Consider the following 22,230-nt stretch of genomic DNA (forward strand, 5'->3'; position numbering starts at 1 on the left):
TTGCGCACCCGCGACCGCTTCGGCACGCGGGGCGGCGACGCCGACCAAACGCATCGGCATCGCCACAGCCACCGCGCGCGGCTGTACCGAATCCCGAATCCCGAATCCCCACTCCCGGCTCCTACGCCGTCCCGCCCACGGTCAGCCCGTCGATCAGCAGCGACGGCTGGCCGACGCCGACCGGCACGCTCTGCCCGTCCTTGCCGCACACGCCCACGCCTTCGTCCAGCGCCAGGTCGTGGCCGATCATGCGCACCTTCTGCATCGTCTCCGGGCCGTTGCCGATCAGGGTGGCGCCCTTCACCGGCGCGGTGACCTTGCCGTCCTCGATCAGGTAGGCCTCGGTCGCCGAGAACACGTACTTGCCGCTGGTGATGTCGACCTGGCCGCCGCCGAAATTGACCGCGTACAGGCCCTTCTTCACCGAGCGGATCATTTCTTCCGGATCGTGCTGGCCGGCCAGCATGTAGGTGTTGGTCATGCGCGGCATCGGCAGGTGCGCGAACGATTCGCGGCGGCCGTTGCCGGTCGGCGCCACGCCCATCAGCCGCGCGTTCAGCGAATCCTGCATGTAGCCCACCAGCACGCCGTCTTCGATCAGCGTGGTGCAGTTGGTCGGCGTGCCTTCGTCGTCCACGTTCAGCGAGCCGCGGCGGCCGTCGAGGGTGCCGTCGTCGACGATGGTCACGCCCGGCGAGGCCACGCGCTGGCCGATGCGCCCGGCATAGACGCTTGTGCCCTTGCGCGCGAAGTCGCCTTCCAGGCCATGGCCGACCGCTTCGTGCAGCAGCACGCCGGGCCAGCCGGGACCCAGCACCACCGGCATCACCCCGGCCGGCGCCGGCACCGCCTCCAGGTTGACCAGCGCCTGGCGCAGCGCTTCCTTGGCGAAGGCTTCGGGGCGGCCGTCGGCGAACAGCACTTCGTAACCGTAGCGGCCGCCGCCGCCGGCATAGCCGGACTCGCGGCGCCCGTCCTGCTCGACGATCACCTGCACGTTGAGCCGCACCAGCGGGCGCACGTCGGCGGCGAGCACGCCGTCGCTGCGTGCCACCAGCACCGTGTCCACGCCGCCGGACAGGCCGACCATCACCTGCTGCACGCGCGGGTCGGCGGCGCGCAGGAACTGGTCCAGGCGCCGCAGCATCTCGACCTTGAGGTCGTTGCCCATGCCGTCCACCGGGTCCAGCGCCGGATACAGCGCGCGCCCGTTGCCGCGCAGCAGCGACTGCGCCGGCTGCGCGCCGCCGTCGCGGGAAATCGCCCGCGCCGACTGCGCCGCGGCCAGCAGCGCGTCGCGGTGGATGTCGTCGGAATAGGCGAAACCGGTCTTTTCGCCGGAAATCGCGCGTACGCCCACGCCCTGCTCGATGGAATGGGCGCCGTCCTTGACGATGCCGTCCTCCACGCTCCAGCTCTCGCGCCGCGAATGCTGGAAATACAGGTCGCCGAAGTCGATGCCGGGGCCGAGCAGCGTGCCGAAGGCGCGCTCCAGGCTGGTGGCATCGAGGCCGGCGGGAAGCAACAGGCGGGTTTCGGCGAGGCTGAGGGCGTTTTCGGTCATGGGGCTCAACATGGGGGACGGGGACGCTCAGCGCAAGCGCCGGCGGTGCGGCGCGGGCGCCGATTCAGGGACTTCTGGACGCCGCAGGCGGTGCCGGCGGACGCGCCGATTCGCGCTCGATCACCTCCACCTTGGGATCCTTCCACGGGCCGGTGACGCGGTAGGTGCGCGCGCCGATCGCGCCCAGCGGCTTGCCCAGCACCGCGTTGGCGGCGGCGCCGACCGCCGCGCCGACCGGGCCGCCGGCGACCGCGCCGACCACGGTCAGCAGGTTGCCGGATTTGGGATTGACGTCGATGGTCTGGTCGAACTGCTGCGCGCGCAGGTCGGCCTGCCCGCGCACCTTGATCTCCGCGGCCGGACCGTCGATCAGCATCGATTCGCTGCGCGCGACGCCGTCGCCGAACTGGACCTGGCCGTCGATGCGGTTGAAGGCGAAGCCCTTGGAGAAGAAATCGCGGAAATCGAACATCAGCCGGCGCGGCAGCTGCGCCACGCTGAGCAGGCCGAGCACGCGCCCGGCGCCGGGGTTCAGTTCCAGCAGCTGGCCATTGCGCGCGGCCACGTCGAGCTGGCCCTGCAGCGTGGCCAGCTGGAACCCGGCCGGATCGCCGGGCCAGGCGGCGCGCAGGGTCAGCGTGCCTTCGCCACCGCGCACCTGGCCGCCGAAGTCCAGGCTCTGCATCAGTTCGCCCAGGTCCTGGCTGTCCACGCTGGCGCTGAGCTGGGTGCGCGCGGTGGCGCCCTTGCCGCGCCAGTCGCCGCTGATGTCGATCTTCTGCTTGTCCGAGCGCAGGTGCAGCTGGTCCACCTGCATGCCGTCGCTCAGCTTGCGGGTGCGCAGCGAGGCGGCACCGAGGTTCATCGCGCCGAAACGCAGGTCGTCCACGTCCAGCGCCAGCGCCGGGATCGAGGCCGGATCGATCGCCTCGGTCAGCGGCCGCACCGCCGCAGCCGCGGCCGCGGGGGTGGGATCGGATGTCGCGTCGGCCGGCGCCGCGGCCGCGGCCGCAGGCGCGCTCGCCGCCGGCGCGGCGCGCCAGTGCACCCGCGCCAGACGGCCGCCGAGCACCCCGCCCTCCTTGCTCGGCACGCTGAGTTCCCCGGCCAACGCCGGTCCGTCCAGATGCACCGCCACCGTGTCGGCCTGCGGCTGCAGCCGCAGCCGGGTGTTGTCGAACACGCCGCCGAGCAGCAGCAGGTGGTCGGCCAGCACGTCGATCTGGCGCAGCGGCATCGGGTCTTCGGCGCCCGGCGTGGCCGACTTGTTCGGATCCGGGCCGCTGACCAGGCCGATCCAGTCGATCGCGTTCAACGAGGCGGTGCGGCCGCTCACGGTCAGGCCGCTGCTGGGCGGATCCTCGGCCACGTGGTCGCTGCCCATCACCACCTTGACCCCGGTCTTGCCGTTCTGGCTGCGCGCGACCAGCGCCATCAGCTTGCCGAAGGCCACCTCGATGCGCCCGCTGCCGACCGGCAGTGGCACGTTGACCGAGGTCGCCAGCGGCGCGGTCACGCCCTTGTCCATCGGCGCCGGCAGCAACAGCTGGGTGCCGACCAGATCCGAATGCAACTGCAGACGGCTCGGCGGCTGCACCCCGCCATCGGCGGTCTTGGGCAGGCCGACACCGATGTTCCAGCGCGAGCGGCCCTGCACGAACGGCTTGAGCCAGGCCATTTCCGGCGCCCGGTCGAGCAGTTCGTCGGCGTCCACCGAGGCGCTCAGCGCCGCCTCGAAGGCCTGCTGCGGATCGCTCACGCCATCGCCGGCGCGCAGCGCCAGTTCGCCGGCATGGCCCGCGTACTGCACCGCCAGTCTGGGCGCTTCGAAGCCGGTATCGCGATAGTCGGCACTGCCGCGCATGTCGTCGAAGGCCACATCCCAGCGGCGGTCGGCGATGTGCGCGCCGAGCAGCTCGACCTTGCCGCGCAGATGATGCACGCCCACGTCGCGGCGCAACGGCTGCAGCAGGTCGAAACTGACGTCGGCCGGGCCGGAGGCGCTGAGCGCGTCGAGGGTGTCGCCATAGCGCTTGCGCAGCGGACTCTGGCGCAGCATCGCCAGCAGCTGCCCGGTTTCGGCGCGGCTGCTGGCCAGCACGCTGAGCTGGCCCTCTTTGTAGTCCGGCAAGGTCGCCGACAGCCGTTCCACCGGCACCCCGCCCATCTCGCCGCGGCCCTGGACCTGGAAGCCATTGCCGATGAACACGACATCGGCGTCCACCTTCTCCACCGCCGGCCATTCGCGCTGGAAGCGGACCTTGCCGTCGTCCAGCCGTGCACTGGCCTCGAAGCGGCCGTTGTGGTCGACGAACGGCCACTGGTCCAGGTCGCCGGACACCAGCGCGCGGCCGCCGCGCAGGCGCCCGCCCTGCAGCGCGGCGTCCAGCCAGTCGGTGGCCGCCTTGCTCATCTTCGAGTGCACCCAGAATTTCTTCGCCGCCACCACCGGCGCGTCCTGCAGCTCGGCGGCCACGTCGATCCACGGCCGCGAGCCGTCGGCCTGGAAGCGCAGCCCGCCGCGGAAGTCGGCGCCGTAGTCGGTGCCCTGCACGCGCAGCGCGGGCGTCGCCACGCGCAGGTCCTCGCCGTCGCGGAACACCACGATGCGCCCGGCCAGTTGCACGTCGTGGGGCACACCGAACCCGGTGGGCCAGTCGAAACGCACCGGGCTGGCGGCATCCAGCACCAGCTCGCCGCCCTGCGCGTCGCCCTCGAAGCGTCCGCGCAGGCCGCTGACGCCGGGCGATTGCCCGACCGGCGCGAACGCCAGCGCGCCCAGCCGGCCCTGGCCGTACAGCGGCCCGCCGGCGCGGCCGGTCAGCGCCACCTGGGTCAGCTGCAGCCGCGGCCGCGCCGCGTGCAGCCAGGCGCGCAGGGACGGCGACAGGCCGTCGCTGAGCGCGGCCACCGCCAACAGCGGCGCCAGGTCCAGGTGTTCGCCGAGCAGCGCGAAGCGGCGCCCGCCGGCCACGGTCAGCCCGTCCAGGCGCTGCATCGGCTGGCCCGCCTGGCCGATCTGCAACTGCGGCGCATCCAGCCGCCAGCCGCCGTCGATCTGCCGCCAGCGCGCGGTGGCGCGCAGCGTGGTGAACGCGGTCTGCAGCCGTGCTGCGCCGGCGACCGGCGCCGCGCCGCTCAGGCGCAGGTCGCGCAGCGTGGCCTCGACGCTGACCCCGACGATCCGATGCCGCTGCAACTGCGCCCAGCCCTGCACCTGGCCGGTGCCGCCGTCGACGCGGATGCCGCCGGCCTGCAGCAGCCCCGACCAACCGGCCAGTTCGGCCGGGCGCGCGGCCACATAGGCCTGGCCGTTGCCGCGCCGGCGGTCCATGTCCAGCACCGCGGTCAGCGGCGCCTGCCTGGGATCGATCCAGCCCTGCGCACCGACGCGCAGGCGGTCGCCGTCCACACGCAGGCGCAGGTCGATCTTCGGCAACGTCGCCTCCACGCCCAGTTCCGGCGCATGCACCGCCAGCCGGCCGTCGATGACCTGCAGCTCGCCCAGGCCCTGCAGCGCGTCCAGCGGATCGCCGCCCTGCCCGGTGGTCGGCAGGCCCTGCACCGACCAGGTGCCGTCGGCGCCACGCAGCAGGGTCAGCGCCAGTCCGCGCAGGCGCAGCTCGGTGAACGAGCGGCCCGGCAACAGGCCGGCGTACATCGACACCAGCACCTCGGCCTGGCCGACGCGCACGCCATCGCCGGCGCCCACGCGCAAGCCATCCAGGCGCAGCAGCGGACCGCGCCGGGTCCACGCGGTCTCGACCCGGTCGAACTGGATCGGGCGCCCGGCGCGCTCGCTGAGCCAGGCCTGGATCCGCTGCGGATGCCGCTCCACGAACGGCAATGCCTGGCTCAGCGCCCCCACCACCAGCGCCACGCACACCAGCCCGATCGCCACCGCGTAGAACGCGAAACGGCGGGCCAGGCGCAGGCGGCGGCGCAGGGGGGTAGGCATCAGAGGCCGGGAGTGGGGAATCGGGAATCGGGAATGGGAAGGGCAGGACGCCGGCAACTCACTGCTGCGTGCAATGCCGCAAACGACTTCGTGGATCGAAAACAGGATGCATCGGGGCCGACATCACGCTCTTGCCCCATTCCCCATTCCCGATTCCCCACTCCCAGCCTCACAACAACACCACGTCGAACTGCTCCTGCAGGTATTGCTCGTCGGCCTGGAAACGGATGCTCTTGCCGAGGAATTCCTCCAGCTCGGCCACCGCCGAGGATTCCTCGTCGGTGATCCGCGCCACCACCTTGCTCGAGGCGATCACCAGCAGCCGCGCGGCGTCGAACTGGCGCACCGCGCGGGTGATCTCGCGGAAGATCTCGTAGGTCACGGTTTCGGCGGTCTTGATCGAACCGCGCCCGCTGCATTCCGGGCACGGCTCGGACAGCTGCCGCTCCAGGCTCTCGACGGTGCGCTTGCGGGTCATCTCGACCAGGCCCAGCGGCGAGAATTCGTACACCGTGGTCTTGGCGTGGTCGCGCGACAAGGCCTTCTCCAGCGTGCGCAGCACCTGGCGGCGGTGCTCGGCGTCGTCCATGTCGATGAAGTCGATGATGATGATGCCGCCCAGGTTGCGCAGCCGCAGCTGCCGCGCCACCGCCTGCGCCGCCTCCAGGTTGGTGCGGAACACCGTTTCCTCGAGGTTGCGCTGGCCCAGGAACGAGCCGGTGTTGACGTCGATGGTGGTCATCGCCTCGGTCTGGTCGATCACCAGGTAGCCGCCGGACTTCAGCGGGACCTGCTTGTCGAGCGCGCGCGCGATCTCGTCCTCGACGCCGTACAGATCGAAGATCGGGCGGTCGCCGGTGTACAGCTCCAGGCGCTCGGCCAGGATCGGCATGTACTTGGCGACGAACGCCTGCAGCCGTTCGAAGGTCTCGTGCGAATCGACCTTGACCTTCTCCACGTCCTTGCGGATCAGGTCGCGCACCGCGCGCAGCGGCAGGCTCAGGTCTTCGTAGATGATGCTGGCCGGGGCGCCGTCGCGGCCGCGCCGCTCGACCACGTTCCAGACCCGCGACAGATAGGCGATGTCCTCGGCCAGCGCCTCGGCCGGCTGGCCCTCGGCATTGGTGCGGATGATGTAGCCGAAGCCGCCGTGGCTGGCGGCCAGGTCGGCGACCAGGGTCTTCAGGCGCAGCCGCTCGGCCTCGTCCTCGATCCGCGCCGACACCCCGATCACCCGCGACTGCGGCAGCAGCACCAGGTAGCGCGAGGGAATGCTGATCTGCGTGGTCAGCCGCGCGCCCTTGCTGCCGATCGGGTCCTTGACCACCTGCACCACGATGTCCTGGCCGTCGCGCAGCAGCTCCACGATCGGCACCCCCGCCGCCACCGGCAGCGGCGGCGCCTCGTCGGTGTCGCCGTTGGCCACCGGCGCCGGCCGCACCACGTCGTTGGCGTGCAGGAACGCCGCGCGCTCCAGCCCGACCTCGACGAACGCCGCCTGCATGCCCGGCATGACCCGCTGCACCCGGCCCTTGTAGATGTTGCCCACCACCCCGCGGCGCCAGCCGCGCTCGATGTGCAGTTCCTGCAGCATGCCGTTCTCGATGACGGCCACCCGGGTCTCGCGCGGTGTGACGTTGACCAGGATCTCTTGCGACATCAAAGCACTCCGAAGGCGCGCAGCAGTTGGGAAGTTTGGTGCAGGGGCAGGCCCATCACCCCGGAATAACTGCCGTCCAGGCGGCTGACGAAGCGCTCGGCGCCGCCCTGGATCGCATAGGCGCCGGCGCGCCCCATCGGCTCGCCGCTGGCCACGTAGTCGGCGATGTCCTGCGCCGACAAGGCCGCGAAGCTGACCTGGGTCGGCACCAGCAGCACGTCCTCGCGCGCCGCGGCGACCAGCGCCACCGCGGTGATCGCCTGGTGGGTGCGCGCGGACAACGCGGCCAGCATCGCCGCCGCGTCGGCGGCGTCGGCCGGCTTGCCGAACACGCGGTCGTCCAGCACCACCTCGGTGTCGGCGCCGAGCACCACCGCACCGGCCGCACCGGCCAGCTGCGCCATGCCGGCGCGGGCCTTGTCCAAGGCCACGCGGCGCACATAGGCTTGCGCAGATTCGTCGGCCGCGCGCACCTCCGGCACCTCCAGATCGAGGATCCGGAACGGCACGCCCAGGCGCGTCAGCAGTTCGTTTCTGCGGGGGGAACGGGAAGCGAGATACAGCATGGCTGAAGGATAACCCGGCGGGCCTGACTGAACGATCGCTAATTCCGGAGGCGCACACTCGACCCCGCTCCGAATCACGACGCGTTCATCGTCGCGGCAACACCCTCGCCTCACTTTCAAGGAGAACCTCCAATGCGTGCACCCTCCATCCGTCCGCTGCTGCTGGCCCTGACCCTCGCCCTAGGAGGCACGATGACCGCCCATGCCCAAACCGCCGCACCGGGCTACGCCGTGCCCGCCGACGGCACCCTGCTCAACATCGCCGCCCAGGCCGAGGCCAGGCACGCGCCGGATGTGGCCACGCTGTCGGCCGGTGTGGTCACCCAGGCCAGCGACAGCGCCGCGGCGATGCGCCAGAACGCCGAGCAGATGACCAAGGTGCTGGCCGCGGTGCGCGCCGCCGGCATCGCCGACAAGGACGTGCAGACCAGCGGCATCAATCTCAGCCCGCAGTACAAGTACGTCGAGAACCAGGCGCCGCAGATCCTCGGCTACCAGGCCAGCAATTCGGTCAACCTGAAAGTGCGCGACATCGCCAAGCTCGGCAAGGTGCTGGACGCGCTGGCCGCGCAGGGCGCCAACCAGATCAACGGCCCCACCTTCGAGATTGATGATCCGGAACCGCTGTACGACCAGGCCCGGGTCGATGCGCTGAAGAAGGCCCAGTCCCGCGCGCAGACCTACGCCAAGTCGCTGGGCCTGCGCGTGCGCCGCATCGTCAGCATCTCCGAAGGCAGCGGCGGCGGCGTGCGCCCGATGCCGATGATGCGCACGATGGCGATGAAGGCGGAGATGGACAGCACCCCGGTGGCGACCGGCGAAAGCAGCGTGTCGGTCAACCTGGACGTGGTGTTCGAACTGGGCAAGTAAGCCCCGCCCGCACCAGCTTGCCGACGACGGCGCCTGCGGGCGCCGTCGTCGTTTCTGCGCCCATGCGATGCCGTGGCGCCGGGCTGGCGTGCGGGTCCGCCGGCGATGCTTGCCATGGCGACGGCAACAGGCGCAATGTCGAAGGCGCGGGCGGGCGCCGCATCGACCCCGTCCGCCGCGCTGGCGCGTTTGGTCGTACCGCAAGTCCACAAGACGCACTTCATCATGGAGGTGGATCATGGTTCGCACGCAACTCCCCGCTCCCTCGTTCGGTATCGACCTGTCGCGGATCCTGGCGCTCAGCGCCGCGATCGGCCTGCACCTGTTGGCCATGCTGCTGTTGCTGATCCCGCTCTCGCACGTGGCGCCGCCGCAGGAGCCGGCCAAGCCGCAACCCATCTGGCAGCAACCGATCGTGGTTCCGGTCACTCCAACGCCGCCGCAAGCCACGGTGCAGCCCGAGAAGCGGCCGATGACCCAGCCGCGGATGCCGACCGCCGTGCCGGTACCGACCCCGGTGCAGGCGCCGCTGGCCGACGCCAGCCCGATGCCGATGCAGGCCGAGGCCGCCGATCCGGCCCCGACCGCGGCCGAGCCGAGCGTGCCGCCGGATCAGGTCAGCGCACCGGTCGCCGGCATGCAGCTGCAGTACCTGCGTGCGCCGGCCCCGCCCTACCCGCGCGATGCGCTGCGCGACGGCTTGCAGGGCAGCGTGTTGCTGCGCGTGCTGGTCGGCGTCGACGGCCAGCCGCTGGAGGTCAGCATCGCCAAGAGCAGCGGCCACCGGATCCTGGACCAGGCCGCGCGCGAGCAGGTGCTGAAGCGCTGGAAGTTTCATGCCGCACTGCAGCAAGGAGTGCCGGTTCAGGCTTATGGACTGGTGCCGGTGGATTTTTCCCTGGGCCGTTGAGGTAGCTGCGTCCGTCCCGCTGCGACACCCCGCGGCGGGACGGCTGCATCGCCAGGCTTCACTGAAATTTCACAATACCTGCAAGTACATGGCACGCGTCCGACCGGGACAGGTCGGCGCCCTTGCGATTTTTAGCCGTACAACTCGCGTTTCCAGTTAGGAGAGAAACTGTGAACATCCAGCAGCAACGGCGTGCGACCCGCCGCCTTGTCCTGTGCGCGTGCGTGAGCAGCGCCCTCGCGACCGCCGCGGCCACCCCCGCATTCGCACAAGAAGCGGCCACCAACCTCGACCGCATCACCGTCACCGGCTCCAACATCCCCCGCACCAACACCGAGACCCCGTCCCCGGTCCAGGTGGTCACCCGCCAGGAAATCGACCGCACCGGCAAGAGCACGGTGGCCGAATACCTGCAGACGCTGACCTCCGACGGCGCCGGTTCGATTCCCAAGAGCTTCGGCAACGGCTTCGCCGGCGGCGGTGCCGGCATCTCGCTGCGCGGCCTGGGCGCCGGCTCCACCCTGGTGCTGTTGAACGGCCGGCGCATGGCCACCTACGGCCTGGCCGACGACGGCCAGAAGGTGTTCACCGACCTGAGCACCATCCCGCTGGACGCGGTCGAGCGGATCGACATCCTGAAGGACGGCGCTTCGGCGATCTACGGCTCCGATGCCATCGCCGGCGTGGTCAACATCATCCTGCGCAGCGACTTCGAAGGCGCGATCCTGCGCGGCTCCTACGGCATGTCCGGCGACAGCGACGGCAACGCGCGCAAGGCGACCCTGACCGCCGGCACCGGCAACTTCGCCAACGACGGCTGGAACGCGTTCTTCAGTCTGGACGTGGGCAAGTCCGACGCGATCAAGATCAGCGACCGCAAGGACCGCAAGTGGATCGGCACCGGCGACATCCGCCGCTACGGCTACGACCCCGCCGACATACAGTTCATCACCGGCGCCTATCTCAGTGGCGGCACCGCCGGCGGTGCCGGCCCGAACGGCTCGGTGTTCAACAACGCGGCCACGCCGCAACTGGTGGCCTTGCCCGGTTGCGCCAGCGTCAGCACCATCCCCGGCCAGACCGACGCCACCGCGCAGGCCCAGGGCTGCCTGGGCGATGCGGTCCAGCAATACCGCGACCTGAGCCCGGAGGAGAAGTACGTCAACGTGTTCGGCCGCGCCAGCTTCGCCTTCGGCGAGGGCGGCGAGATCTACACCGAGATCGGCTACTCGAAGAAGGAAACCGTGTTCTCCAACACGCCGTCGGGCGTGTCCGGCGGCTGGGGCTATCCCGGCGGCCCGGTCAATGCCAACAGCGGCGCCGGCGCCACCGTGCTCTACGCCGGCCATCCCGACAACCCGCTGCCCTACGCCGCGCGCCTGCGCTACAGCGCCTGGGACGTGGGCCCGCGGGTGACCGACAACACCAACGAGTTCAACCGCTTCCTGGCCGGGGTCAAGGGCAATTGGGGCGAGTGGAGCTACGACACCGCCTACCTGCATTCGGGCACCGACCTGGTCAACAAGCGCACCGGCTTCCTGCGCTACAGCGCGGTGCGGTGCGTGCTCGGCAACCCGGCCTGCCCGGCAGGCACCTGGCGCATCGGCGACGACGCCGGGCTGAACTCGCAGGCGCTGTACGACTACATCTCGCCGACCATCAGCGCGCGCGCCAAGTCCAGCCTGGACATGTTCAACTTCACCGTCTCGCGCAGCCTGGCCGACCTGCAGGGCGGCCCGCTGGGCCTGGCGCTGGGCACCGAATGGCGCCGCACCAGCAACAGCCTGACCCCGCAGACCTACACCGACATCGGCGACATCATCGGCCTGGGCTACTCGTCCTACGACGGCACCCAGAACGTCTACGCCGCCTATGCCGAGCTGTCGGCGCCGGTGCTGGAGCAGTTGGAACTGTCGGCGGCGGTGCGCTACGACAAGTACGAGAGCGGCGACAGCAAGGCCACGCCGAAGCTGGGGGTGAAGTGGACGCCGGCCGACTGGATCGCCCTGCGCGCCAGCTACGCCGAAGGCTTCCGCGCGCCGAACCCGGCCGAGAACGGCGACGGCGGCCTGGCCGCATTCTCCAATGCGGTCGACCCGATCCGCTGCGCGATCGATCCGGCCAACGAATGCACCGCGCGCTCGGTGGCGATCATCACCCGCCCCAATTCGGCGCTGACCCCGGAAGAGTCCAAGAGCTACTCGGTGGGCTTCGTGCTGCAGCCGACCGCCAGCACCTCGCTGACCGTGGACGCGTGGGAAATCAAGCGTACCAACGAGATCGCGCAGGGCAACACGCGCGACGCGATCCTCGCCGGCGACGTCCTGCGCGACAGCAACGACATCGGCGGCGTGGCCAACAGCGGCACCATCCTGGCGGTGAACACCGATTACGTGAACGCCAATTCCTCGCGCGTGCGCGGCATCGATACCGACATCCGCCAGACCTTCGCCATCGGTCCGGGCCAGCTGGAGCTGGACGCGCAATGGAGTCACCTGCTCAAGTTCGAGCGCACCGAAGGCGACACCACCTACGACTACGTCGGCACCCACGGCAATTGCGACGTGACCAACTGCATCGGCACCCCGCAGGACCGGGTCAACGTCGGCAGCACCTGGAAGCAGGGCAGCTGGAGCGTCAGCGGCGTGGTCAACTACATCGCCAGCATCGAGAACAAGGACAGCCGCGGCGGCGACTACCTGGCGTTCTATGCCGACGGCAGCCCGGTCGAGAAGATCGCCTCGTTCACCACCTTCGACCTGTCCGGCCGCTGGAACGTCACCGAGGCGTTGGAACTCAACGCCTCGGTGCAGAACGTGTTCGACCGGATCGCGCCGCTGGATCCGTCCACCTACGGCGGCGTCAACTACAACCCGCTGCACTTCAGCGGCGCGGTCGGCCGCTACTTCACGGTGGGCGCGAAGTACACGTTCAACTGATCGAACGCGTTGCGATACACGGAAGAGCCCGGGCGCGAGCCCGGGCTTTTTTGTTTGCGCCGAGCTGCGCAGGTGGCGTGGCGATTGCGTTGCCGGCGTCGCGCCGGCGCCGCGGGCGACGCGCGGCTGGCGCGTCGTGCAGGCGCGGGGCGAATCAGGCGAGCCTGGCGGTCATGCGCGATGATAGGGATGGTTGGCCAGCATCGCCGCGGCGCGGTACAGCTGTTCGGCCACCACCAGCCGCACCAGCATGTGCGGCAGGGTCAGCGGACCCAGCGACCAGGATTCGCCGGCCACTGCCAGCACCTCGGGCGAATGGCCTTCGGGACCGCCGATCAGCAGCGCCAGGTCGCGGCCCTGGCCGCGCCAGTGTTCCATGCGCTGCGCCAGCTGTTCGGAACTGTACGGCTTGCCGGGTACGTCCAGCGCCACCACCAGCGCGTTCTTCGGCAGCGCGGCGAGCACGCGGCGACCTTCGTCCTCGATCGCGCGCTGCGCGTCGCGGCCCTTGCCGCGCAACCCCGGTTCGATCTCGACCAGTTCCAGCGGCAGCCAGTGCGACAGGCGCTTGCGGTATTCGGCGAAGCCCTGCGCGACCCAGGCGGGCGCGCGTTCGCCGGTGGCGATGAGTCTGCATTTCATGCCAGCATGATAGCCGCGGCGCGGCCTGGCGATCGGCGCGCGGCTGTCGCGCCCTGGTCGTGAAGCCAGCCGCCGTCCCTGTAGGAGCGGCTTCAGCCGCGACCGCTTTTACCGGCCGCGCCCATAGCGCGCCATGGGCAGGCCACCCGCCATCGCACTTCCACCTGCCTGCAGCGCGCTACTCGTCGCGCTGCGCGTCGTCCAGCATGGCCTGGAACAGCATGGCCTCGCGCGAGATTTGCGGCGGCTGCGGGTGCTGCCGCTTGAGCCAATGCCGCAGCGCCGGCGCCTGCCGCAGTTCGCGCAGGTCCTCGGCCAGTTCGTCGATCTCGTCCTGCAGCGCGCGCTTGATCTCGGCCATCGCCGCATGCAAGCGCTCCGGCTTGAGCCGGCGCGTGCCGAACACCGCGTAGTCGGCCTTGAACGCGGCATCGATCCGCCGCAGCTCGTCCTGGGCGGCCTGCAATTGCTCGCCGAGCATGCGGTTGTAGCGCTCGATGCGGGGTTCGGCCATCGCCGCCAGCGCGGCGGCGTCGAGCTGGCCGGCCTGCAACTGCAATTCGAGCAGGCCGAGCAGGTCGGCATCGGCATAGGCCGCGTTGAGCCGTTGCATCAGCGCGGTCTTGCGCTCGCGCTGCAACGGATCGGCCTCGCGGTCCGGATGCAGCGCCGCGGCCAGCCTGCGGTACAGCTCGCGCAACGCGGTCTGCGGATCGAACGCCGGCGCCGGCGCCACCGAGGCGGCGCGCTGCGCCTTCTTCGCCTTGCGTGCGACCGCCGCGACCTGGGTCTGCCGGCGGCGCTGCTGCAGGCGCTCGAACAACGCCTGCGGCGATGCCAGATACGGCAGGGCATCGGCGTCCACACCGAAATGCGCGGCGATCAACCCGCGCAGAGCCGCATCCGAGGCGGCGATGCGTTCGTCGTAGGAGGTTTCCGCATGGCGGTCGTAGAGCGGCTTGAGGTCATGCAGGCCAACCTCGTCGATCAACGGCTCGATCAGCGCGCAGAGCTGCGCCGACAGCGCGGCGCGGTCGCTCTTGCCCAGCTTCTGCGCCATGCCCGCCGCATCCAGCGCCAGCACGCGCTCGACGTGCAACTGGTCGCGCCGCTGCAGCAGGGGCTGCACCTGTTCGTGGAAGCGCTGCTGCCAGCGCGGCAGGGCCTCGCGCCAGGCGGCGAGTTCGCCGCGGCTGCGCTCCAGCTGCACCACCAGGCTGTCGAAGCGCTCGCCGGCGGCGCTGCGCAGCGCATTGCCGGCGCCCGGCAATGCGGCCGACAGGGTCAGGCCCGGGCTTGCATCCGCCACCGGCGCGTCACCGCGCCGGGGCGTCGGATCAGGCATCGCGCGCGTCGTCGTCCGCGTCGCTCGGCGGCTGGTCGCCGACCGTCCACAGCCGCTCCAGCGCATAGAACTCGCGCACCCGCGGCAGCATCACGTGCACCACCACGTCGCCGAGATCGACCAGCACCCACTCGGCCTCGCGCTCGCCTTCCACGCCCAGCGGCATCACGTCCAGCTTCTTGGCGTGCTTGATCACTTCGTCGGCGATCGACTTGACGTGGCGGGTGGAGGTACCGGAGACGACGATCATGTAGTCGGTGACGCTGGACTTGCCGCGCACGTCGATTTCCACCGCGTCCTTGGCCTTGAGCTCGTCGAGCGCGTTGCGGACGTGAGCGAGCAGTACCGGCAACGACGGCGGCGGGTTGGGCAGTTGGGTCTTGATGACGTGGGCTTGACTGGACAAAGGTGCGAACTCGATGGAATGGGCGAATTATAGGGAACTACGCGAAGACGCGTATTCAGCTAGTCGGCGCGGGCGCCGCTGGGGGCCGCCGCATACAGCCCGGCGGCACGGATGTAGTCCGCGACCGCGGCCGGCACCAGCGCCGCCCAGTCGCCGCCGGCGGCGATGCGCTCGCGCACCTGGCTGGCCGATTCGCTGCGCAGCGGCTGCCGCAGGCACCACAGCAGGCCACCCGGCGCGCCGGCCAGCGCCTGCGGCGACGCCGCCCAGCGCCCGGCCACCGCCTGCGCCAGTTCGGCCGGCAAAGCGCGTTCCCAGCCGCTGCCGGCACGGTCGGCGACGACCAGGTGCGCCGTGTCGAGCAGGCTGCGCCAGTCGCGCCAGGCGTTGAAGCCGACGAAGCTGTCGGCGCCGATCAGCAGCGCCAGCGGCGCGTCGGCGCCGAGTTCGGCGCGCAGCTCGCGCACCGTGTCGATGCTGTACGAGGCCACGCCCGGCTGCGCCAGCGCTCGCTGCAGTTCGTGCCGGTCGAGCAACAGCCCGGCTTCGCCGTCGATCGCCAGCGCCAGCATCTCGCAGCGCCGCCTGGCATTGGCGCCCGGCGCGTCGCGATGCGGCGGATCGGCCGCCGGCATCAGCCGCACCGGCACCCCGAACGCATCGCGCGCCGCCCGCGCGATCGCCAGGTGGCCGTTGTGGATCGGGTCGAAGGTGCCGCCGTAGATCAGGTTGAGGAAAGGCCGGGAATCGGGAATCGGGAATCGGGAATCGGCAACAGCCACAGCCGCAACTTGACGCGCGGCCGGCACGATCGCAGCGCCGCTGTTCCCATTCCCGATTCCCGATTCCCGATTCCCGGCGGTCATACCACCAACAACCGCACCGCCCGCGCCTCGGCGATGGCCAGCAGCAGGCGCTCCAGCGCGATCCAGGCGTCGCCGTCGGCGCGGCCCTTGGCGATGCGGTCGATGCGTCCTGCTTCGGCGGCGAAGCGCTCCCAGCGGCGCGGTTCGGCATGCCGCTGCAGGGCGCGCTTGAACGGCGCCTGGCGCGACTCCCAGATGCCCTGCCCCTTCATCTCCGCGGCCAGGTTGCCGCCGGCCGCCTGGACCTTGGCCAGCGCCGCGGTGCGCAGCAGTTCCTTGATCAGGATCGGCAGCAAGGCCGCCACCGCTTCGCCCTCGGCGCGCAGCCCGGCGAGCATGCGTCCGACCACCGGCGCCTGCCCGGCCAGGGTGGCCTCGGCCAGGCGGAACACGTCGTAGCGCGCGGCGTCGGCGACCAGCGACTCCATCGCCGCCACGTCCAGGCTCTGCCCGTCGGCCAGCAACGCCAGCTTGTCGATCTCCTGCGCGGCGGCCAGCAGATTGCCTTCGACCCGCTCGGCCAGGCGCTGCACCGCGCCGGCATCGGCGCGCAGGCCCTTGCTGCGCAGGCGGCGCTCGATCCAGTCGCCCAGTTCGTGCGGCTTGATCGCCCAGGCCACCGCGATCACCCCGAGCCGGCCGACCGCGTCGGCCCACTTGCCCTGGTGCGCCTTGCTCCATTCGTTGCAGGTGATCAGCAGCACCACGTCCGGCGGCGGATCGGCGCAGAACGCACTGATCACCTCGCCGCCTTCCTTGCCGGGCTTGCCGCTGGGCAGGCGCAGTTCGATCAGCCGGCGCGGGCTGAACAGGCTCGGCGCATTGAAACTGGAATACAGCTGGCTCCAGTCGAACTCGCGGCCGTCGGCGTCGAACACCTCGCGCTCGCCGATGCCTTCGGCGCGCGCACGCGCACGCACCGCGTCGGCGGCCTCGAGCACGCGCAGGGTTTCCGGGCCGGCGATCAGGTAGACCGGATGCAGCGGCTGCGCGGCCGGCTGGGTGACGAGTTGTTCGGGACGCAATTCCATGGCGGCAACCTAAGGCCTGTCGCTGCGCGCCGCCAGCGGATCGCCCGCGACGGGCGAGCGGCGGGCGGCGGGCGGTGGCCGGCGGTTCAAGGCTGCGGCGAGGTCGCCGGCGGCGTGCCGGGATCCGGCTTGCCTTCGACCGGCGTGCCGGTGGCGGCAGGCGGCGCCTCGTTGACGTTCTTGCCGTTGCGCACTTCGGCGCGCACCACGCTGTCGATCCGGCGCAGCATCGAGGCCGACATCTCGCGGCGCAGTTCGTCGGCGAGGATCTCGCGCTCGGTGGTGGTGCCGGTGGCGTCGGTCGGCGGCGACACGTAGTCGCGCGACAGCTCGATCACCTGCTGCGGCACCAGCACGCTGCCGTCGGCGCGGCGGAACACGAAGATCGCCGCATAGCGCAGGCTGTACTCCTGGGCGCGGCCTTCGGCGTCGAGCGCGATCGGCAGGTCGCCCCAGCGCTCGGACAGCACTTCCAGGCGCGCCACGCCGGTGTTGACCTCTTTCGGCGCGATCTCCGCGCCGGCGGCGCGCAGGCCGCGTTCGAGCAGCTTCACCAGCTCGCTGTACGGCGCCGAGGAGACCACCTTCACCGAGGGCGTGCCGGCCGGCAGGGTCAGCTTGTCGCGCAGATGGAAACCGCAGGCGGTCAGGGTCGTCGCGAGGACGAGGGCGAGCAGGAGTCGGGTCATGGACACAGTCTGGAGGAGCCGGCTGGGCGCGGCAACAGGCGGCTAGCCTGCCCGATGCCGCGTGAACGAGGGTTGAGACGTGCCGAAGCGCGCGCCGACGGCGCCGCCGCAGCTGGCGCCGCGGCAACGCGTGCGACCGCGGCGGCGCGGTTCACGCCGCCACCAGGTTCACGATCTTGCCCGGCACGATGATGATCTTGCGGATGCTCAGGCCTTCCAGGAACTTGGCGGTGTTCGGCTCGGCCTGGGCCAGCGCCTCGATCTGCTCGCGCGGGGCGTCGGCCGCGACCTCGATGGTGCCGCGCAGCTTGCCGTTGACCTGCACCGCCAGGGTCAGCGCGTCGCGCACCAGCGCGGCCGGGTCCGGCTGCGGGAACGGCAGATCTTCCAGCAGGGTCGGCGCATGTCCCAGCGCCTGCCACAACGCGTGGCTGGCATGCGGGGTGATCGGGTTGAGCAGCAGCACCGCCGCTTCCAGCGCTTCCTGGCGCACCGCGCGGCCCTGGTCGCCGGCGTCGTCGAACTTGGCCAGTGCATTGGTCAGCTCCATCACCGCGGCGATGGCGGTGTTGAAGCTGTGGCGGCGGCCGTAGTCGTCGGCGACCTTGCCGATGGTCTCGTGGGTCTTGCGCCGCAGCGCCTTGTGCTCGGCGCCCAGCGCGGCCGCATCCAGCGCCGGGGCGGCACCGTCGGCGACATGCTTGTGGACCTGCGCCCACAGCCGGCGCAGGAACCGCGCCATGCCGTCCACGCCGGCCTCGTTCCACTCCAGCGACTGCTCCGGCGGCGCGGCGAACATCGAGAACAGGCGCACCGTGTCGGCGCCGTACTTGCCGACCATCGCCTGCGGGTCCACGCCGTTGTTCTTGGACTTGGACATCTTCTCGGTGCCGCCGATCTGCACCGGCGCGCCGTCGGCGATCAGGGTCGCGCCGACGATGCGGCCGCGCTCGTCGCGCTGCACGTCCACGTCGGCCGGGTTGATCCAGTCCTTGGCGCCGTCGCCGGTGTCGCGGTAGTAGGTCTCGGCGATCACCATGCCCTGGGTCAGCAGGTTGGTCGCCGGCTCGTCGCTGTCCACCAGGCGCGCGTCGCGCAGCAGCTTGTGGAAGAAGCGGAAGTACATCAGGTGCAGGATCGCGTGCTCGATGCCGCCGATGTACTGGTCCACCGGCAGCCAGTAGTTGCCGCGCTTGTCGACCATGTCCTTGGCGCCGGGCGAGGTGTAGCGCGCGTAGTACCAGCTCGACTCCATGAAGGTGTCGAAGGTGTCGGTCTCGCGCTCGGCCGCCGCGCCGCACTGCGGGCAGGTGGTCTTGCGCCATTCCGGATCGGTCTTCAGCGGCGAACCGGTGCCGCTCAGCGCCACGTTCTCCGGCAGCAGCACCGGCAGCTGGTCTTCCGGCACCGGCACCGCGCCGCAGCTGGCGCAGTAGATCACCGGGATCGGGCAGCCCCAGTAGCGCTGGCGGCTGACGCCCCAGTCGCGCAGGCGATAGTTGATGCGGCGCTGGCCCTGGCCCTTGCGCTCGAAGCGCTCGGCCAGCGCCTCGAACGCGCCGTGGTAGTCCAGGCCGTCGAACTCGGCCGAGTTGACCAGTTCGAACTCGCGGGTCTTGTCGGTGTACCAGTCGCGCCAGACGCTGGACTCCCAGGTGCGCTCCTCGTCGTTCTTCGGCGCCGTCAGCGCGATCACCTGGCGGATCGGCAGCGCGTACTTGTTGGCGAACTCGAAGTCGCGCTGGTCGTGGCCGGGCACCGCCATCACCGCACCGGTGCCGTAGCCCATCAGCACGAAATTGGCGACCCACACCGGGACCTGCTCGCCGCTGATCGGATGCACCGCCACCATGCCGGTGTCCATGCCGCGCTTTTCCTGGGTCTCCAGTTCCGCCTCGGATACCCCGCCCTGCTTCAGTTCGGCCAGCAATGCGGCCAGCTGCGGATTGGACCTGGCCGCGTGCATCGCCAGCGGATGTTCGCTGGCGATGGAGACGAAGGTCACCCCCATCAGCGTGTCCGGGCGCGTGGTGAACACGCGCAGCGGATCCAGCGCCGCGCCGTCGGCGTCGCGCACCTCGAACTGGATCTCCAGGCCTTCGGAACGGCCGATCCAGTTGCGCTGCATGGTCTTGACCGATTCCGGCCAGCCCGGCAGCTGATCCAGGCCGTCCAGCAATTCCTGCGCGTAGTCGGTGATGCGCAGGAACCACTGCGGGATCTCGCGCTTCTCCACCAGCGCGCCGGAGCGCCAGCCGCGGCCGTCGATGACCTGCTCGTTGGCCAGCACGGTCTGGTCGACCGGATCCCAGTTCACCACCGCATTGCGGCGATAGGCCAGGCCCTTGCGCATCAGCCGGGTGAACATGCGCTGCTCGTGCACGTAGTACTCGGGACGGCAGGTGGCGAATTCGCGCGACCAGTCGATCGCATAGCCCAGCGACTTCAGCTGGCTGCGCATGTGCTCGATGTTGGCGTAGGTCCACTTCGCCGGCGCGGTCTTGTTCTTGATCGCGGCGTTCTCGGCCGGCAGGCCGAACGCGTCCCAGCCCATCGGCTGCAGCACGTTCTTGCCGTTCATGCGCTGGTAGCGGCTGATCACGTCGCCGATCGTGTAGTTGCGCACGTGGCCCATGTGCAGCGCACCGGACGGATACGGCAGCATCGACAGGCAGTAGAACTTGGGCTTGTCGGAGGTCTCGTTGACCTCGAAGGCGCGGGTGGCGTCCCAGAACTGCTGGGCGGACGATTCGACCTGCTGCGGGTCGTAGGCGGTGGGCTCGACGGCGGACATGGAAACGGGCAAGGGCCAGGCGGCAACAAAGCAGGCAAGGGTACCGCAGCGCAGCAGGCGGCTCCAATCGTGGCGACGAGCGGTGCCGGCGCCGCTCGCCCGCGCCCGGCCCGGCGAGCCCCACGCGCATCGCTGCCAGTGCGTCGGATACGGGGAAAACCACCCTGACCGCGCCGGCCGGCGCGGCGGACCGACCGCGCAACGGCCTCGCGCCAGGCCGGTTCGATGCGCTGCGGGACGGCGCCGATTGCGCGGCGGCGACGGTTTCAGCCGCGGCGCGGCAGCGCCTGCGGCCCGGGCCAGCAGGCCAGCAGCGCCAGCCAGGCCCACCACAGCGCGAACACCAGCCGCTGCGCCACCGCCGCCGACAGCAGCGCGTCCAGTGCGAACGCGCCGAGCGCGGCCAGCAGCGCCACCGCCAGCGCGGCCCGCGCCCAGCCGCGCGCGCCGGGCTGGCGCCAGGCGCCGACGGCCAGCAGGCTGGCTGCCGCCACCAGCGCCACCACCCACAGCAGCCAGGCGCTGGCATGCAACTGGGTGGCGCGCGATTCCAGGTCGGCCGGATCCAGCGGCAGCAGGCCCATTCCGGCGAAGGCCAGCCCGGCCAGCAGCAGCAACTGGCCGCCGACGCGCAGCGACCAGGGCGCGCCACGGCCGCTGCGCTGCAGCAGGCGCAGCGCCAGCGCCACCGCCAGCGCCCCGGGCAGCACGAAGGCCAGCAGGTCGAAGGCCCAGGCATGGGGGATGCCGCTGGCGCCGAGCAGCGCGACCGGATGCGACCACGGCAGGTAGCCCGGCAGCGCCCGTCCGAAGCCGACCACCGCGGCCACGGCGGCCAGCGCCAGCAACGGCCCTGCATAGCGCAGCGCCTGATCGTATCGGTTGGCCATCGTGTCTCCGGGCACCTGCGCCGCCACGCCACCGCGGCGCGCCAAGCGCCCATTGTCGCCGCTGCGGCCGCGGCTGGCACCCTGCGTGCCCGGCACGGTCGCGATCGCCGCGGCGCCGGGGTGGAGGCCATCGCCGGCCTGCGCGCCCTTGCGTCGCCGCCGGTCTGCCACCATAGAACCCATCATTCTTCGCCAGCCACGATGCCCCCCATGTCCGACATGCCCCACGTTTTCGACGCCAAGACCGAGACCTTCGAAGCGGAAGTGCTGCAGAAATCGCTGCAGACCCCCGTGCTGGTGGACTTCTGGGCGCCCTGGTGCGGCCCGTGCAAGACCCTGAGCCCGATCCTGGAGAAGCTGGCCGCCGAGTACCATGGCGCGTTCGAGCTGGCCAAGGTCGATGTGGACCAGGAGCAGCAGATCGCCGCCGCGTTCCAGATCCGCTCGGTGCCGACCGTGTTCCTGGTCAAGGACGGGCAACTGGTCGACGGCTTCCCCGGCGCCATGCCAGAAGGCCAGCTGCGCGAGTTCCTGACCCAGCACGGCATCGCGCCGCTGCCGGCGCCGGCCGAGGTCCAGGACGACGCCCCCGCGGCGCCGCTGGACCCGCAGGCCGAGGTGCTGCGCCTGCGCGACGCGGTGGCCGCCGAGCCGGACAAGGACGAACTGAAGCTGGACCTGGCGCTGGCGCTGGTGAAGACCGGTGCGGCCAGCGAAGCCGAGGCGTTGATCGACGCGCTGCCGGCCAACCTGGCCACCGACGAGCGCGCGGTGCGCGCGCGGGCGCGGTTGGGCTTCGTGAGCGCCTTGCAGGCGGCGCCGCCGGTGCAGACGCTGCAGGCGGCGATCGCGCAGGACCCGGCCGACCTGAAGTCGCGCTACCTGCTCGGCGTGCAGCGCCTGGTCGGCGGCGAGGACGAAGCGGCGCTGGAGCAGTTCCTGGAGATGCTGCGCCAGGACCGCAGCTTCGAGGACGGCCTGCCCAGGAAGTCGCTGATCGACGCGTTCCGGGTGATCGAGGACGAGGACCTGGTCGGCCGCTACCGGCGCAAGATGTCGGCGCTGCTATTCTGAGATTCATGTCACGGATGGGATCGGTT

General features: G+C 70.9%; 16 protein-coding genes. 4 read left to right on the forward strand and 12 right to left on the reverse strand.

What is annotated here, in order from left to right; genetic code table 11:
* Nucleotides 1-121 precede the first annotated feature (121 nt).
* From tldD to AB8810_RS15805, 4 genes are all read right to left on the reverse strand, one after another.
* Nucleotides 122-1,564, reverse strand: a complete 1,443-nt coding sequence (gene tldD / locus AB8810_RS15790) for a metalloprotease TldD (RefSeq protein ID WP_179563788.1) — start codon at nucleotides 1,562-1,564, stop codon at nucleotides 122-124.
* A 64-nt stretch (nucleotides 1,565-1,628) separates the two neighbouring features.
* Nucleotides 1,629-5,522 carry a YhdP family protein gene (locus AB8810_RS15795; protein ID WP_369914163.1) on the reverse strand — a complete coding sequence of 1,298 codons (3,894 nt, stop codon included), beginning with the start codon at nucleotides 5,520-5,522 and terminating at the stop codon, nucleotides 1,629-1,631.
* Between the two features lie 169 nt (nucleotides 5,523-5,691).
* A complete protein-coding gene (gene rng / locus AB8810_RS15800; RefSeq protein ID WP_179563786.1) occupies nucleotides 5,692-7,182 on the reverse strand; it encodes a ribonuclease G in 1,491 nt (496 codons plus the stop codon).
* Nucleotides 7,182-7,748, reverse strand: coding sequence for a Maf family nucleotide pyrophosphatase (locus AB8810_RS15805; RefSeq protein WP_369914164.1), 567 nt, complete (start codon nucleotides 7,746-7,748; stop codon nucleotides 7,182-7,184). The genes rng and AB8810_RS15805 overlap by 1 nt, the downstream gene beginning before the upstream one ends.
* 132 nt (nucleotides 7,749-7,880) lie before the next feature.
* Between AB8810_RS15805 and AB8810_RS15810 the strand changes: the two genes are divergently transcribed.
* The 3 genes from AB8810_RS15810 to AB8810_RS15820 all read left to right on the forward strand — a co-directional run bounded on the left by AB8810_RS15810 (nucleotide 7,881) and on the right by AB8810_RS15820 (nucleotide 12,467).
* Entirely contained in the window at nucleotides 7,881-8,618 is a 738-nt protein-coding gene (locus AB8810_RS15810) for an SIMPL domain-containing protein (protein WP_179563784.1), read from the forward strand.
* A 238-nt stretch (nucleotides 8,619-8,856) separates the two neighbouring features.
* On the forward strand, nucleotides 8,857-9,528 hold the full coding sequence (locus AB8810_RS15815) for an energy transducer TonB (protein WP_206228640.1): 672 nt from the start codon (nucleotides 8,857-8,859) through the stop codon (nucleotides 9,526-9,528).
* 224 nt (nucleotides 9,529-9,752) lie between these two features.
* Nucleotides 9,753-12,467: a TonB-dependent receptor gene (locus tag AB8810_RS15820; protein WP_369914165.1), complete on the forward strand. Its 2,715-nt coding sequence runs from the start codon at nucleotides 9,753-9,755 to the stop codon at nucleotides 12,465-12,467.
* 171 nt (nucleotides 12,468-12,638) lie between these two features.
* Here AB8810_RS15820 and rlmH read toward each other — a convergent pair whose 3' ends face one another.
* The 8 genes from rlmH to AB8810_RS15860 all read right to left on the reverse strand — a co-directional run bounded on the left by rlmH (nucleotide 12,639) and on the right by AB8810_RS15860 (nucleotide 21,130).
* On the reverse strand, nucleotides 12,639-13,109 hold the full coding sequence (gene rlmH, locus AB8810_RS15825) for a 23S rRNA (pseudouridine(1915)-N(3))-methyltransferase RlmH (RefSeq protein WP_064540057.1): 471 nt from the start codon (nucleotides 13,107-13,109) through the stop codon (nucleotides 12,639-12,641).
* 178 nt (nucleotides 13,110-13,287) lie between these two features.
* Nucleotides 13,288-14,418: a J domain-containing protein gene (locus AB8810_RS15830; protein ID WP_369914166.1), complete on the reverse strand. Its 1,131-nt coding sequence runs from the start codon at nucleotides 14,416-14,418 to the stop codon at nucleotides 13,288-13,290.
* Between the two features lie 28 nt (nucleotides 14,419-14,446).
* Complete coding sequence (rsfS, locus tag AB8810_RS15835) at nucleotides 14,447-14,860, reverse strand: ribosome silencing factor (RefSeq protein WP_179563780.1); 414 nt, start codon at nucleotides 14,858-14,860, stop codon at nucleotides 14,447-14,449.
* Nucleotides 14,861-14,919: 59 nt separating this feature from the next.
* A complete protein-coding gene (nadD, locus tag AB8810_RS15840; RefSeq protein ID WP_369914168.1) occupies nucleotides 14,920-15,642 on the reverse strand; it encodes a nicotinate-nucleotide adenylyltransferase in 723 nt (240 codons plus the stop codon).
* Between the two features lie 80 nt (nucleotides 15,643-15,722).
* A complete protein-coding gene (gene holA / locus AB8810_RS15845) occupies nucleotides 15,723-16,757 on the reverse strand; it encodes a DNA polymerase III subunit delta (protein ID WP_179563778.1) in 1,035 nt (344 codons plus the stop codon).
* 86 nt (nucleotides 16,758-16,843) lie between these two features.
* Nucleotides 16,844-17,446, reverse strand: coding sequence for an LPS assembly lipoprotein LptE (gene lptE / locus AB8810_RS15850; RefSeq protein ID WP_179563777.1), 603 nt, complete (start codon nucleotides 17,444-17,446; stop codon nucleotides 16,844-16,846).
* Between the two features lie 151 nt (nucleotides 17,447-17,597).
* Nucleotides 17,598-20,240, reverse strand: coding sequence for a leucine--tRNA ligase (gene leuS / locus AB8810_RS15855; RefSeq protein WP_369914169.1), 2,643 nt, complete (start codon nucleotides 20,238-20,240; stop codon nucleotides 17,598-17,600).
* Between the two features lie 266 nt (nucleotides 20,241-20,506).
* Nucleotides 20,507-21,130: a DUF998 domain-containing protein gene (locus AB8810_RS15860; protein ID WP_191824848.1), complete on the reverse strand. Its 624-nt coding sequence runs from the start codon at nucleotides 21,128-21,130 to the stop codon at nucleotides 20,507-20,509.
* Between the two features lie 210 nt (nucleotides 21,131-21,340).
* Here AB8810_RS15860 and trxA point away from each other — a divergent pair, with 210 nt between their 5' ends.
* Nucleotides 21,341-22,204 carry a thioredoxin gene (trxA, locus tag AB8810_RS15865; RefSeq protein ID WP_191824767.1) on the forward strand — a complete coding sequence of 288 codons (864 nt, stop codon included), beginning with the start codon at nucleotides 21,341-21,343 and terminating at the stop codon, nucleotides 22,202-22,204.
* Nucleotides 22,205-22,230: the final 26 nt, after the last annotated feature.

Source organism: Xanthomonas sp. NCPPB 3005 (genome assembly GCF_041228095.2).
Classification (GTDB): Bacteria; Pseudomonadota; Gammaproteobacteria; order Xanthomonadales; family Xanthomonadaceae; genus Xanthomonas_A; species Xanthomonas_A bonasiae.